This window comes from Aeromonas sp. PI_26, assembly GCF_027854445.1.
In the GTDB taxonomy this organism is placed as follows: Bacteria; Pseudomonadota; Gammaproteobacteria; order Enterobacterales; family Aeromonadaceae; genus Aeromonas; species Aeromonas veronii.
On sequence record NZ_JAJNOE010000001.1, the window covers coordinates 351,058 to 365,254 of the forward strand.

The 14,197-nt window shown below is 57.6% G+C and carries 13 protein-coding genes; 2 read left to right on the forward strand and 11 right to left on the reverse strand.

Annotated elements, in window-relative coordinates; genetic code table 11:
* Window positions 1-127: 127 nt before the first annotated feature.
* From rnk to LRL22_RS01560, 5 genes are all read right to left on the reverse strand, one after another.
* Window positions 128-523 (reverse strand): nucleoside diphosphate kinase regulator, encoded by a 396-nt coding sequence (gene rnk, locus LRL22_RS01540; protein WP_005334070.1) that lies wholly within the window; start codon window positions 521-523, stop codon window positions 128-130.
* Between the two features lie 245 nt (window positions 524-768).
* The gene (locus LRL22_RS01545) at window positions 769-1,506 is read right to left on the reverse strand and encodes a substrate-binding periplasmic protein (RefSeq protein ID WP_270904634.1); all 738 of its coding nucleotides are present in this window, start codon (window positions 1,504-1,506) and stop codon (window positions 769-771) included.
* 82 nt (window positions 1,507-1,588) lie between these two features.
* On the reverse strand, window positions 1,589-2,275 hold the full coding sequence (locus tag LRL22_RS01550; protein WP_270904635.1) for a hypothetical protein: 687 nt from the start codon (window positions 2,273-2,275) through the stop codon (window positions 1,589-1,591).
* A 72-nt stretch (window positions 2,276-2,347) separates the two neighbouring features.
* A complete protein-coding gene (locus tag LRL22_RS01555; RefSeq protein ID WP_270904546.1) occupies window positions 2,348-3,739 on the reverse strand; it encodes an alkaline phosphatase in 1,392 nt (463 codons plus the stop codon).
* Between the two features lie 11 nt (window positions 3,740-3,750).
* Window positions 3,751-5,148, reverse strand: coding sequence for an alkaline phosphatase (locus LRL22_RS01560; protein ID WP_160881550.1), 1,398 nt, complete (start codon window positions 5,146-5,148; stop codon window positions 3,751-3,753).
* A 323-nt stretch (window positions 5,149-5,471) separates the two neighbouring features.
* Here LRL22_RS01560 and ylqF point away from each other — a divergent pair, with 323 nt between their 5' ends.
* Window positions 5,472-6,422, forward strand: a complete 951-nt coding sequence (ylqF, locus tag LRL22_RS01565) for a ribosome biogenesis GTPase YlqF (protein WP_005334061.1) — start codon at window positions 5,472-5,474, stop codon at window positions 6,420-6,422.
* A gap of 156 nt (window positions 6,423-6,578) precedes the next feature.
* Here ylqF and LRL22_RS01570 read toward each other — a convergent pair whose 3' ends face one another.
* From LRL22_RS01570 to dinG, 3 genes are all read right to left on the reverse strand, one after another.
* Window positions 6,579-7,475, reverse strand: coding sequence for a histone deacetylase family protein (locus LRL22_RS01570; RefSeq protein ID WP_270904547.1), 897 nt, complete (start codon window positions 7,473-7,475; stop codon window positions 6,579-6,581).
* Window positions 7,476-7,656: 181 nt separating this feature from the next.
* On the reverse strand, window positions 7,657-8,316 hold the full coding sequence (locus tag LRL22_RS01575; RefSeq protein ID WP_111899714.1) for a YccT family protein: 660 nt from the start codon (window positions 8,314-8,316) through the stop codon (window positions 7,657-7,659).
* Between the two features lie 142 nt (window positions 8,317-8,458).
* Entirely contained in the window at window positions 8,459-10,531 is a 2,073-nt protein-coding gene (gene dinG / locus LRL22_RS01580) for an ATP-dependent DNA helicase DinG (RefSeq protein WP_270904548.1), read from the reverse strand.
* Between the two features lie 395 nt (window positions 10,532-10,926).
* Between dinG and LRL22_RS01585 the strand changes: the two genes are divergently transcribed.
* A complete protein-coding gene (locus LRL22_RS01585) occupies window positions 10,927-11,964 on the forward strand; it encodes a porin (protein ID WP_021231018.1) in 1,038 nt (345 codons plus the stop codon).
* A gap of 224 nt (window positions 11,965-12,188) precedes the next feature.
* On the opposite strand, the gene LRL22_RS01590 is transcribed toward LRL22_RS01585, so the two are convergent.
* The 3 genes from LRL22_RS01590 to LRL22_RS01600 all read right to left on the reverse strand — a co-directional run bounded on the left by LRL22_RS01590 (window position 12,189) and on the right by LRL22_RS01600 (window position 14,164).
* A complete protein-coding gene (locus tag LRL22_RS01590) occupies window positions 12,189-13,229 on the reverse strand; it encodes an IS481 family transposase (RefSeq protein WP_270904636.1) in 1,041 nt (346 codons plus the stop codon).
* A gap of 80 nt (window positions 13,230-13,309) precedes the next feature.
* Entirely contained in the window at window positions 13,310-13,693 is a 384-nt protein-coding gene (locus tag LRL22_RS01595; RefSeq protein WP_270904549.1) for a hypothetical protein, read from the reverse strand.
* Between the two features lie 87 nt (window positions 13,694-13,780).
* Entirely contained in the window at window positions 13,781-14,164 is a 384-nt protein-coding gene (locus LRL22_RS01600; RefSeq protein ID WP_270904550.1) for a hypothetical protein, read from the reverse strand.
* Window positions 14,165-14,197 lie beyond the last annotated feature (33 nt).

Below are 14,197 nucleotides of genomic sequence, written 5' to 3' on the forward strand. Positions count from 1 at the left end.
CAGGCTCAAGCAGCAGCAGGAAAAGGGGCTAAAAACCGGGGGGCAAGGTGCGCAAAGCTTGATCGGGATCAGTTGGCAAGGGCGAGCAAACGGGCTGATCAACAGGGGGATGACCAGCCCGGGGTACTCAGCGGTGCAGCTCGCCGGCGCGCTCCGGCTGATAGACCACTTCCAGAATTTCTACCTCGATGGTGCGACCGGCCGGGCCCGGCCAGGCGATGCTGTCGCCCACTTTCAGGCCGAGCAGGGCGCTGCCTACCGGCGCCAGTACCGAGATGTTGCTCTCGTCGCCCTTGGCATCGCGCGGGTAGACCAGGGTGAGGCAGAACTCGTTGCCGCTGCTCTGCATCTTGAAGCGTACCTTGCTGTTCATGGTGACCACGTCCGGCGGCATGTCGGCTGGTTCGCGGATCTCGGCGCGGTCCAGCTCCTCTTGCAGGGCCAGATGCTGCGGGTGGTTGCCGAGCAGTTGTTCAATACGGTCCAGATCAAGGCTGGAGATAACCAGATGAGGTTGTTTCATAAGATATTCCTTATCAATAGCGGATAGGCCCATACCGGCGGGTGCCGGTTGGCCATCACACTGGGTGTTACAAAAATGGATTCAACAGGTTCAATCGATTGAAAATGCCATGCCCCCAAGCGACTCGCGGCCGAAGGAGCGAGGCGGGGGCTCAGCAGGGTGTGAGCAAATGCGAGGAAATAGCGAGTATTTTCATGGGGCTACCATAACCATTCTGGCCGGCCTTGGCAACCGTGATTGAGTGATTACTCAGGAGCCTGATAGTTGTACTGACGGATGATCCGCGCCAGTGTGCCATCATGGCGCATCTCGTCGATCACGGCTTGCCAGCGCTGCGCTTGTTTGAAGGGGAAATCCTTGTGAGCGGCCAGGAACAGTTGGGTGTTCATCAACACTTCCCCGCGAACCAGCTGCTGTGATGAGCGTTTGTCTTGTTGTTGGGCATACAGGATGACATTCCATGCGGCGACCCAGGCATCAATGCGACCGCGATGGAGTTTATGAGCGTTGAGTTGCTCATCTGCCACTGTCTCTCCTCGGATCCCGATGCGTTGCTTGAGTAGGTGTTGACCAAACGAGTAGCGCAGCACGCCCACATCAAGGTTTTTCAAATCGCTGCTTTTCAGTGCTTTTGGGTGAAACCGGCGATCGCTGACGATCAAAAACTGTTCATCGAGGATGGGCGTTACCCACTGATATAGGTGCTCTCGCTGACTGCTTCGCACGGGCGGTATCATCAATACATCGGGGCGGTGAATTGTCTGGGTCAGTGCACGTGGAAGTGGCATCAGCTCGATGGTGAGCGGTTCTTTAAGGCGTCGCGCCGCCTCTTCCATGATCTCGATACCCACCCCGCTGGGTTTACCATGGGAAGACTGAATGACGTAAGGGGGCAACTCGGCCGCCACCAGCACAATAGCCTGGGCACCGGTGTTCACCAGCAATAACAGCAGGGCAAAAAAGGGCAGGCAGAGAGCGCGCATCAAGGTCGTGAGCCAGAGTCGAATATGCAGAGTGTAACATTCCTGCCTGCGTTGTCGTTGTGCCTGCTGAGGGGTTGGGATCTCAGTCGAAGAAATCCCGCAGATCGCGCACTTCGTAATCAGCGAGTCGCTGCCAGGGGAGCTGGGCAGGCAGCTTGCGCAGGGTCACCTCCATCCGGTAGCTGCGATAGCCGTCTAGACTGGCCGATTCGACCACCAGCGGGATCTGCCACTGACTCGACCAGAGAATGCGGGTTCGTTGCTGCCCTTCGCGCTTTTCATACCAGCGGGCCTGCTCGGGGGCGGCCTCATCCAGCGGTGTCATCCCCTCGATCAGCGTGGGGTTGACGAGATGGCGGATCCGCGGCCAGTCGGGTTTGAAGGCCACCTGGCCATACTCTTCCACCGGCACCTCAACCAGCTGGTTGTGCCAGCTGTCGGCATAGCGCAGCTGAATTTCACCCTCATCACTGCGACTGACCCAGCGGGCCGCCATCTGGTGGGTAAAGTGCTTGTGGCCGGGCGTGGCGTCGTGAGTGGCGTGATAGGCACGGGCAAGGGGGAGGGGAATGAGCCGCTGGCTCCACACCTGATTGCCCACGCGCAGCCACTTCTCTTGCCAGACACTCTCTCTGGCGATGCCATCGCTGCCGGTATTCCGGTCGTGATAGCTGATCCGGGCGGCGAGGTCCGGGGGCGTGTCGTCAGCATGCAGGGGGAAGGCGAGGGTGCTGCCAAGCAGCCATAACGAAAGCAAAAGTCGCATCATCATCTGTCGCTCGAAAGAGCCGGGGCCCGGGTCGCTGAGTCAATCGCTCAGATGCACCCGGGCCCCTGCTGCTTACAGGCCGAGCGCCTCCCGCAGTTTGCCAAACACCTTGGTGTTATCCAGTGTGCCTTTGAAGCGGTTGCTGCCGGCGCCATCGGCAAACAGCATCACATCGCCGCCGCCGTGGGTTTCCGATGTCAGTTTGACGCCGGTCTCCTGCAGATAGTCATTGGCCATCACCTGATCGCTGGTGAGGACCGGGCGTACATCGTGGCGGTTGGGGCCGTTACCGAACACCAGGGTGGTGAAGGGCTTGCCATCCACGTCGTTCTGGGTCGAGCCATCGCCATTTTTCACCAGATCCAGCACCGGATTGCCCTTGGCGGAGTAGCCGTTAATGGTCATGGTGTGGTCATGGTCGGCGGTGACCACGATCAGGGTATTGTTGAGATCCACTTTACCCAGCGCCGTCTTGACCGCCTCATCCAGTGCCACCGCGTCGGTGAGCGAGCGCTTGGCGTTGGTGCCGTGCAGGGCATGATCGATCCGGCCGCCTTCTACCATCAGGAAGTAACCCTGACTGTTCTTGCTCAGCAGGTCGATCGCCTTGGCGGTCATTTCGGAGAGGGACGGCTGGGTATTGGCTGCCCCCTTGGCGACCCGATCCAGCTCGTAGTCGAGGTGGGATTTGCTGCTGAACAGACCGAGCACCTTGCCGCTGGTGACCTTGGCCAGTTCGCTTTGGGTGGTGACATAGCTGTATCCCTGCGCCTTCATCTCGGTGGTCAGGTCGCGGTTGTCATTGCGACCGCCCTTGTTGCTGGCGCTGTAGGGGGTCCAGTGGTTGGCACCACCGCCCATCAGCACATCGACCCCATCCCCCAGCGCCTGGTTGAAACCAGCGCCTCCCGGAACAGCTTGTGCGGCGATGTCATAAGCGGCATCCCGATGGCAGATGTGGGCGTAGGTAGCCGCCGGGGTCGCGTGGGTCAGCTCGGTGGTGGTGACGGCCCCGACCGATTTTCCTGCCGCCTTGGCCAGCTCGAGAATGGTGGGCACCGGCTTGCCGTTATCGCTGCTGCAATTGTTGACGGTTTTGTTGCCATTGACGTCTTTGCCGGGGGCGACGGCTTTGGTGTCGCTGCTCATGGCGATCACCTCGTTGTTCATCTTGACCCCGGTGGTGTAGGCCGCCATGGAGGGGGCCGAGTCGGTGGTCTGGGCATCGTTGGAGAAGGTCTTGATGCGGGCACTGCGCGGCAGTTTCATCATCTCCAGATTGCCCTCCTCCCCCACCTTGAACAGGCGGGTGGCGGTGAGCACGGTGGGGCCCATGCCATCACCGATAAAGAGAATGACGTTTTTGGCATCACCGGCCTGTGCCTGGGAGGTTGCGCCCAGCGCACTGAACAGGGCGGCGCAGACCAGCGTGTGCTTGATGGATGTGTTCATCTGTTTGCTCATGAAAGTGCTCCTTACAGCTTGGCCGCAGCCTTGATCTTGCCGAACACGGCGGTGTTATCGAGTGAGCCATGGAAGCTGTCAGCCCCCTTGCCGATGGCGCCGAGGAAGACATCGGTGCCGCCGTGGGTCTCGTTGCCGATCTCGCCTACCTTGACCACCACTTCCTGGTGGTAGTCATTGGCGGAGACGGTGGCATCGTCGAGCGGGGCGACGCTGCTGCGCGGGCCATCCACCCGGTTGTAGCCGTTGCCAAAACCTATGATGGTGTAGGGCATGCCCTCGCTATCCTTGCTTGGCTCGCCAGTCTCGTAGTTCTTCACCAGCCCGAGTACGCCGGGGTTGTCGGCGGTGGTCTTGCCGGTGCGCTTGGCATAGCCGTTGAGCACGAGCGTGTGGTCGTGGTCGGCGGTGACCACGATCAGGGTGTTTTTCAGCTCGGGGTCGCTCTTTTTCACCTCGTCGATGGCGGCCTTGATGGCGTTGTCGAAGGCGATGGTGTCCTGCAGCGCCCGCTTGGCGTTGGTGTCGTGCAGAGCGTGGTCGATGCGACCCCCTTCCACCATCAGGAAGTAACCCTTCTCTTTGCCCTTGAGCTGTTTGATGGCGGCCAGGGTCATCTGGGCCAGTGACGGCTCGCTGGCGGGACGGTCCAGGTCATATTTCATGTGGCTGGAACCAAACAGGCCCAGCAGTGGCTTGCCCGCATCGACCTTGTTCAGCTCATCCAGATTGCTGGCAAACTGGTAGCCCTTGGCCTGCATTTCGCTGATGAGGTTGCGACCATCTTCCCGCTTACCCTTGTCAGCTTTGGGCAGGAAGAAACTGCTGCCGCCACCGAGCACCACATCCAGCCCCTCCTTGAGGGCGCTGTTGTAGCCTTTGCCGCCCGGTACCAGCTGGACGGCGATATCCGCTTCCAGATCCCGGTTGCAGATATGGGCATAGGTTGCCGCCGGGGTGGCGTGGGTCACCCGGGTACTGGTCACCACACCGGTACCGCGGCCATCGGCTTTGGCCAGCTCCAGCAGGGTGGTCACCGGCTTGCCGGCGCTCTTGCTGCAGTCGCTCTCATAGGTGGCATCGCCGTCCATGCTGATGACGCCGTTGTTGCTCTTGACCCCGGTCATGTAGGCCGCCATGGAGGGGGCCGAGTCAGTGACCTGGGCATCGTGGGAGAAGGTCTTGATAAAGGCCGTCTCTGGCAGGGTATCGATGGTGAGATCACCCTCTTCGCCGACACCGTAGATGCGGGCTGCCGTCAGGGTGTTGAGGCCCATGCCGTCACCGAGGAAGAAGATGACGTTGGTGGGTTGGGCTGCGGGCTTGGTCGCCACCGTGTCATTGTCTGATTTGCAGCCGGCAGCCAGGGCGGCGCCGATCATCACTGCAAGTCCTGCCATTTTTCTCATTGGGGTTCGCTCCTTGTAAAACCTGAGCGCAGCCTAGAGGGGGCAGATGACACTTTTACTGACTATCGGTGACGGTTGTGTGAAAAAGTGATGAAAATGTTACACTATATCAATGTGTTATCTATCAATTGAGCCAGTTGGTCCGGTCGCTTCCGGCAAGGTTGCTCCGCCTCGGCGGTTTGCTGATTTGATGAGGTGATGGTTAGAATGACCTGTCAAAAGAGGCCCGCAGCAGGTAAAATGCGCCCCCTTCGTTCGATGCCCGCGGCAGAGCGCCTGTTGTTCCATGCGCGCGCCCGCAGCCCCCACAGAGAGTAACGGATATGTCCATCAACTGGTTCCCCGGTCACATGCACAAGGCCCGCAAAGAGATTGCCGAGGTCATGCCCCAGGTCGATGTGATCATCGAGATGCTCGATGCCCGCATCCCCTTCTCCAGCGAAAACCCGCTGGTGCCCGAGCTGCGTGGTGATACCCCGGTGATCAAGGTGCTGAACAAGGCGGATCTGGCCGATCCGGCGATCACCGATCTGTGGGTGGCGCACATGGAAAAAGAGAAGGGGATCAAGGCGCTGCCGCTGACGCAACAAGAGCCGGAGAAGATCAAGCAACTGCTGACCCTCTGTCACGAGATGCTGCCGGAGCGCAATTTTGAGCTGCGCGGCGTGCGGGCGATGATCATGGGGATCCCCAACGTGGGCAAATCCACCCTGATCAATACCCTGGCCGGGCGCATCATCGCCCGTACCGGCAACGAGGCGGGGGTGACCAAGTCCCAGCAGCGGATCAAGCTGGATAACAACGTTATCCTGACCGATACCCCGGGTTTTCTCTGGCCCAAGCTCAACCCGCCCTCCTGTGGTTATCGTCTGGCCATCACCGCGGCCATCAAGGACACAGTGTTCGACTATGCCGATATCGCCATGTTTGCCGCCGATTACTTCATCAAGGCCTATCCGGAGCGGATCAAGGCGCGCTACCAGATTGACGAGTTGCCCGAGACCGAGATCGAGCTGCTGGAGATGATCGCCCGCCAGCGAGCGTTTATGCGCAAAGGGGGGCTGGCCGACCTGCACAAGGCGTCCGAGATCCTGATTAACGAGTTCCGCTCCGGCTTGCTTGGCCGCATCTCGCTGGAGACGCCGGAGATGGTGAGCGTCGAGATTGTCGAAGCCGCCGCAGAAGCCGAGCAAAAAGCCAAAGAGAAGGCCGAGCGGGAAGAGGAGCGTCAGGCCCGCGCCCGTCGCAAGTACGCCCGTAAGCGTCAGAAATAATTATCCTCAGGTGTCCCGAGCTTGCCTGACAACGAGCGAGCTTGTGTGACCCAGATGACGAAACACGAAGAGGCGACCCCAAGGGTCGCCTCTTCTGTTTTATCTGGTGAAATGCCGCCCACTCTGATGGGGTGTCCGCGCTATCAAGCCATGCCATCAGCCAAAACGGTGGCGTGCCGTCTCAAACAGCGACATATGAAGCGGGATCAGCTGTTGCCAGTCGCGGCGATAGCCGCCACCGGGTACAGCGGCGACAGGCAACCCATGCTTGATTGCACAGTCAAATACCATGGCATCGCGCAGGCGCACCCCTTCATCGCTCAGGGAGAGATAGCCAAGCTCGTCGGCATGATGCACATCGACGCCCGCCTGATAGAGGATGAGATCCGGCGAATAGAGGCGCAGTGCCAGCGAGAGCGCCTGCTGCAATGTGGTGAGATAGGCATCGTCTGCCATGCCGCTTGGCAGCGGAAAGTCGAGGTGAGAGGTGGTTTTGTTGTGGGGAAAGTTGTGCTCACCATGGAGGGAGAGGGTGATGATATCGCGCCGTCCGGCACACAGGGCCGCACTGCCATCCCCCTGATGAACATCGAGATCGACGATCAGCACCTGTTCACAGTGCCCCTCGTCGAGGCAAGCTTGCGCCGCAATCACCAGATCGTTGAACAGGCAAAAACCGCTGCCGTGATCGCGATGGGCGTGGTGATAGCCTCCGGAGATCTGCAAGCCGCATCCCTGCTCAAGAGCATGGCGGCTGGCGGCAATAGTGGCTCCGACTGAGCGCAAGGTGCGCTCCATCAGCATGGGTGACCAGGGAAAACCGATCTTGCGGATGGCGCGCTCTTCAAGCTGGCCGCTCAGGGCCGCTGCGACATAATCGGCATCGTGAATGCGACAGATTTGCTCCCGGGTGGCCGACGGCGCTTCGCCAAGGGGGTAACCCTGCACCTGCAGGCGCTCAAACAACCCCTGATACTTGGCCAGCGGAAAGCGATGGCGCTCGGGTAGCGTCAGGGAGGAGTAGAGAGGGTGATAGAAAATGCGCAACGACATGGTGCCATTCTCCCTGGCAAGGTGGCGCTTTCTATATATGAAATCAGCAGATGAATCCATATATGTACTCCCTATATAAAGGGGAAGTAGCTGCGCATAAATCAAGACGCGTCGTGAGTGAGACCGCAGGATATGGAAAAGGGGAGCTTGGCTCCCCTTTCAGTCAATATCCCAGCCCGGCTTATTGCTGCTGGATAACCCAGATCTGGAAGGCTTTGCGGGTTTCCGCATCTGCCTTATTGTACCAGTTTTGCAATTGGGTCAGGGCTTCCGGATTGCTTTGAGCCTTGCTGGGGGCAACCTGAACCGGTGCGCTGGCGGCAGCCATCACGGCAGCAGAAGAGACGGCCACTGCTTTAGGCTGGTTGAAGGCTTTACCCATGTTGATCAGCTCTTGCTGATAGTCACGGGTCAGCTGGAAGCCTTCTACTTTCGGCATCACGAACTGTTCGCTGCTTACCTGCTGGCCGCTGACCTTGTCTTTCAGCGCCACTTTCTGATCTTTGACAAACTGCTTGGCTTCGGCTTCGTTGCGGGGTTTTTTATAGTCCAGCACCAGCTGTTGGTTGTCGGCGGCAGTGAAGTTCAGCACCAGCGGCTCGGCGGTGACCAGCTTGATTTCGTTACGGCTGGAGTAGTTGCCTTCAAAGGCGACGACCAACTGGTGTTTGCCGGCAGAGAGGGGGAAGGTGCTGGTTTTGTCGAGCAGCTTGGGGTTGATGGATTGACCATCGATCAGCTGGACGACATAAGGGGTGGACACTTCCAATTGGGCATCAGCAAGGGCACTACCGGCCCACAACAGACCAGCCAGCGCCGGTACCAGAACAGTCAGTTTCATTTCATCTCCTTGAACAGTCAGGCGATTGCCCACTGAAAACAGGGGCTCATTTTTACAGGTTTGGCCTACTGCGGCAATGGCTCTTTCTGGTGCTCGATGTTTGCGCCGCTGTCAGTTTGTTTATCAATAGCGGCCGACTTATTTATTCGATCCGCCGTGTAAACGGGGGGAGGGCATCAAGTAACCCCTTGCCATAACGCTTGGTCAGCAGACGCCGGTCAAGAATGGTGACTCGTCCCCGATCGGCCTCTTTACGGATGAGGCGGCCACAGGCCTGGATCAGTTTGCGCGATGCCTCCGGCACTGTCAGTTGCAGGAAAGGGTTGCCGCCTCGCTGCTCCACCCACTCGGCGGTGGCCTCCTCGACCGGCGAGTTGGGCACCGCAAAGGGGAGCTTGGTGATCACCAGATTGGTAAGATAGTGACCCGGCAGATCCAGCCCCTCCGAGAAGCTGCCGGTACCAAACAGGATGCTGGCCTGACCGCCATCGCACTTTTGTTTGTGCAGGGTGAGCAGGGCATTGCGGGAGGCTTCCCCCTGTACCAGCAGTGACAGTCCCTTGGCTCGCAAGCCAATGGCCACCTCATTCATCTGGCGGTAGGAGGAGAAGAGCACCAGACTCGCCTCCTTGCCCGCCAAAATGCGTGGCAGTACGCTGATGAGTTCGTTGGTAAAGGCTGGCGAGTTGGGTTCGTGCTCCATCTTGGGCAGATAGAGCTCGGCTTTCTGATAGTCGAAGGGTGAACGCAGGCGCAGATAGCGGGTGCCGTCATGCTCTTTGAGCCCTACCTGATGGCGAAAATAACTAAAGGATGAGAGGGCGGTGAGCGTTGCCGAGACCAGCACGGCCCCCAGGCATTTCGACCAGAGCCACTCCTCCAGCAGATATCCCACCTCTATGGGGGAGGCATGCAGCCAGATATCGCCATCATCGCTCTTGGCCATCCAGCGGGCGAGCGGGGTTTTGCCTGTCGGGATATGGCGCCCCAGCATCTCCCACAGGGCGCAGAAACTCTCCAGCCGCTGCAGATGAAAACCGCTCTCGGCCAGCAGGGGTTCTGCCTCCTTACGGCGGATCTCGCCATCTTTCAGTGCTTCACCGATCGCTCCCTGCATCCTATCCAGCGCCCGCAACGCTTTCTTGCTCGACTCCTTGAGGTTCTCTGCCAGCATGGGCAGGGGATCCGGCAACACCCCCTCGGCGAAACGATAGTGGGGGTCACTGCCAAACAGCCGATCGTTGGCGCCGAGCCACTGCTCGACCGCCTTCAAGTCGGGTTGGATGGAGGCCAGCGCATCCTGCAATTTGAGTTGGGGGTCGAGCAGGCTTTCCTTATTAAGCGTCCGCGCCAGCTTGCCTGCGCTTTGCACCAGCTTCTCCAGCCAGCGGCGTGAACCTTTGATACTGGCCGACGCCGCGCCGTGATCCCGGGCAATGGTAGGCAGGTGATGGGCTTCATCCAGTACATAGATGCATTCATCTGGGGGTGGCAGGATGATACCTCCGCCCATGGTGAGATCGGAAAGCAGCAGCGCATGGTTGACGACCAGCACATCGGCGCTCTCCATGTCGTTGCGGGCGCGATGAAAGGGGCAGTGCTGGTGATGGCTCAGCGCCTTGTTGCAGGTGTGGCGGTCTGCGGCGATGCGATCCCAGCACGTGTCGGGAATGGGCTCCGGCCAGTTGTCCCGATCCCCGTCCCACTTGCCATTGGTGTAGGCCTGCCACAGCGCCTGGTAGCGATCCTTGTCGCTGTCCGATGGTTTGGATTTGCTCAGACTGCCAAAGTCGAGCTCGAAGTTGGCCATCTCGGCGCCACTGGCTGCCTGCTCCAGCAGATGCTCGCAGCAGTAACGCTGCCGCCCCTTGACCAGCATAAAACGAAACGGCAGCTCGCTGTGGCGATGATAAAAAGGGAGGTCTTTGTGGATCAGCTGCTCTTGCAGGGCCACGGTGGCGGTGGAGATCACCAGCTTCTTCTGGGTGAGCCGTGCCACCGGGATGGCGCCCTGCGCATAAGAGAGAGATTTGCCGATACCGGTTCCCGCTTCGGCCACCAGGATCCGGCGCTGTTTGTCGTACTCGCCGGTCAGGGTTTTGGCTATCTCGGCCACCAGAAAGTTCTGCTCTTTACGCGGTACAAAACCGGGTAATCCATCCGAAATCTGGCGATAGGTTTGACGAATGGTGGCTTTGAGACGAGTAGAGAGCATGAAGAGAAGGCCAGTTAAGGGTTAATCGAAGGACAAGGATACCCGCAACCCCTTGGTGAGGTCGAGGCAACAGCCATTATCACGGCAGTTTTACGCTGTTCAGACCACTTTGGTTGTTTATCAGGTAGTTAGCGTTGTTTGCATGCAAAATAGACTATTTGAGTCCAAATAATCAGCAGGATTCATTGTAAACGTTTTCCTTTTGCCTTGCCGTCAGGTGAGACTTGGCTCACATTTTTGCCTCCATGACTATGGTTTCCGTAAAAAGTTCCAAGTTTTTTCATTGCGGTTCAAAAAATCCGGTGCTAGTCTCGGCGGCATAGTGATGCAAAGAACATCGCTAACACAGGGAATAACAACAACTTAGTGTTTAATTACAGTAGGCATTGGAAACTATGAAAAAGACAATTCTGGCTATTGCTATTCCGGCTCTGTTTGCATCCGCCGCTAACGCCGCAGTGATCTATGACAAAGACGGTACCACTTTCGACGTATACGGCCGTGTACAAGCTAACTACTACGGCGAAGCTAACGACAAATCAGCAGAACTGGTTGGTGCAACCCGTCTGGGCTGGTCTGGTAAAGTAGCTCTGAACAACACTTGGTCTGCCATTGCTAAAACCGAGTGGCAAGTAGCTGCTGAAAACTCTGGTAGCAATACCAGCGACATCGATCCGCGTCACATCTATGCCGGTTTTGATGGTTCCCAGTACGGTAAAATCATCTTCGGTCAGACCGACACCGCTTTCTACGACGTACTCGAGCCGACCGATATTTTCAACGAGTGGGGCGATGCCGGTAACTTCTATGACGGTCGTCAAGAAGGTCAAATCATCTACTCCAACACCTTCGGTGGTTTCAAAGGTAAAGTTTCCTACCAAACCAACGATGACGTAGCGGTCAAAATCACTGACGTTGGTCAGAAGATCAAAGAAGACGCTATTTGGGGTAAAGACGTTAAGCGTAAGAAAGCTTACGGCGTAGCTGCTGGTTATGACTTTGACTTCGGTCTGGGCTTCAATGCCGGTTATGCCTACTCTGACCTGCAAAACAAAGTTAATGGCCACACTGGTAAGAAAGACGAGTGGGCTGTGGGCGCGCACTACGCTATCAATGGTTTCTACTTCGCTGGTGTTTACACTGAAGGCGAAGTGAAGAACAAGAGCCTGGGCATGAAAGATGACGGCCGTGGTTACGAGCTGGCTGCTTCTTACAACGTAGACGCTTGGACCTTCCTGGCTGGCTACAACTTCAAAGAAGGCAAGGCCAACGCTCAAGCTGCCGGTTCTACTTACAAGGATCTGGTTGACGAGACCCTGCTGGGTGTTCAGTATGCCTTCACTCCGAAGCTGAAAGCTTACACCGAGTACAAGATCCAGGGCATCGACAAGCAAGACGACGAGTGGACTGTTGCTCTGCAGTACAACTTCTAATAAGTTGCACATGAGTAATATCCTGGCTTGAGTCTTTGACCAGGCTACGAATGGCCGAGATGATATCTCGGCCATTTTCTTTTTTGGCTGCATTGCTATTGCGTAACGGAGTTCTGGTGAATCGCCGGATTGTAATTTCTAGTGATAGTTGGCAAATTGCCGGTCTCGGTTAATTTGTACAGATCTAGTTATCACCTGACACCGGCCTCAAACCGGTGTCTTGTTTACGCTACTTTAGTGCGCACTTCCTTCGGTATCAATTTCAGACCCTTCTTGAACATGTTGTAGGGGGTTTGACCCTCCATCATCCTGCCCTGATGTGGCCGTTGGGTGTTGTAGTGCTCCAGATAGCTATCCAGGTCTGTCTGCATCTGCTCTACCGACTCATACCGGGTCGTCCTTCCCTTGATACGGAAGTGTTCATCCAGCAAGGTTCGATGCAGTCGCTCGATAAAGCCGTTGCTCTGCGGCCTGCGCACCTTGGTGGTTCGGTGCTCAATCCCCTCCAGTTGCAGGAACAGCTCGTAGGGATGGTGGTCAGGTCGTCCACAGAACTCGCGCCCGTTGTCCGACAGGATGGTATAGACCCGTGCCTCGTGGGCCTCGAAAAACGGCAGCACCGTTTCATTGAGTACATGAACCGAGGTCACCGGCAGCTTGCTGGTGTAGAGCCGCCCCCAGGCGTGGCGACTGTAGCAGTCCAGCACGGTTTGCAGATACACCTTACCGACCCCCTTGAGCGCGCCGACGAAGAAGGTGTCGACCGCCACCAGTTCTCCGGTGTAGTGAACCTCTATCTGGCGTTCGCGAAACTCGGGGCTGAAGCGTTCTAACAGGCGAATTTGCTCGTCATTGAGCTCAATGGTCTGCTCACGGTGAGTTTTCTCAAGGCGCAGCAAGCGGTCGTGTTTGGAGAGCAAGTCGTGCCGTTGCCACACGCCACGCACACCGCCCGCACTGACATTGATGTCTTGCAGAGCCAGCTCTTGCGCGACTCGCAGCGGGCCATGAGTTGGTCTGGTGAGGGAGTAATCGAGGATGGCCTGTTCAATCTCGGGCGCAACCCGGTTGGGATGAGCCCCTTTACAGCCCGGCAATTTGTCGAGCAATCCCTCGGCGCCATAGGTCTGGTAATTACGGCGAATTTCGTAGAACTGCTGACGGCTGTAGCCGATGAGCTTGCAGGCTTTGCTGACATTATTGAGCTCTTTGGCGAGCGCTAGCAGGCTGAGTTTGCGACGTGCTACTTTCTCGTTGGTGATCATGCAGAGGCTGATAGTATTTTGCAGGTGCAAAAAAGCCCCTTGGCGGGGCTTGGTGTCTGGCAAGGCCGGTGTCGGGATTATCAATCGAACAGGATGCGGCCGCTGGTGCCGGCATCGCTGTCTTTCCAGCTGGCACCGCTTTTGCGCAGGGTGTAAGTGATGGTCTCCTGCTTGAATTTCAGGTAGTCGCTGCCGCTGTGGCTTGGTTTGACCTGATTGCCATCGATATAGGTCTCCCCTGTGGTATCGACGTGAATTTCGGCCACGGTGCGGCCATCGTCAGTAACCGCTTTATAGTTGCCAGCCCACGGGCTCTCGTCGCCATACTGCACGGCCCCTTCCTGAGCGTGCGCTTGGGCTTGGGTCTTGTGGCCGTGATGGGTTTTGGCCACGGCACAGCCGGAGATACCTACCGCCAGCAGGCAACCGAGGGTGACATTGAGCAGAGTCTGTTTGGATTTCATCTTCATTTACCTGTATCAAATAATTGCAATGGATAAGGGGTGGAGCCCCCACGGTCGGTGTGGGCCCCGCTGAGCCGTGGCTCGAAATCAGTCCTGATTGATGCCAGAAATATGGCCGCGGGCGTCGGTGAGGCAGTGCCAGAGCCGGTCATGGGACCCTTTGATATCAATCATCATCCCCGCCTGGGAGTCGGCCACATAGTCGAGGGTCAGTTTGCTGCGGCTGACGCCCGCTTTTCTGGCGACGGCGTTCATGCAGGCGTTCTCGGCAACCTTGGTTTGCACAGTGCTGCCGTTGTAGGCACTGCTGCTGGCGTTCTCATCATCGCCGTCGTCATCGTTCTCATCGTCATTGAGCTGGCAGGCGCCGCTGTCGCCATTTTTGACAAAATAGGTGATGCCCCAGTCGCCATTTTTCACCATGGAGAGGGTGGTGCGCCCCTTGCTCGCCTCGTAGAAATTTGAATTCACTTTTTTAAGTGGAATTTGCTGGTTATTGATATA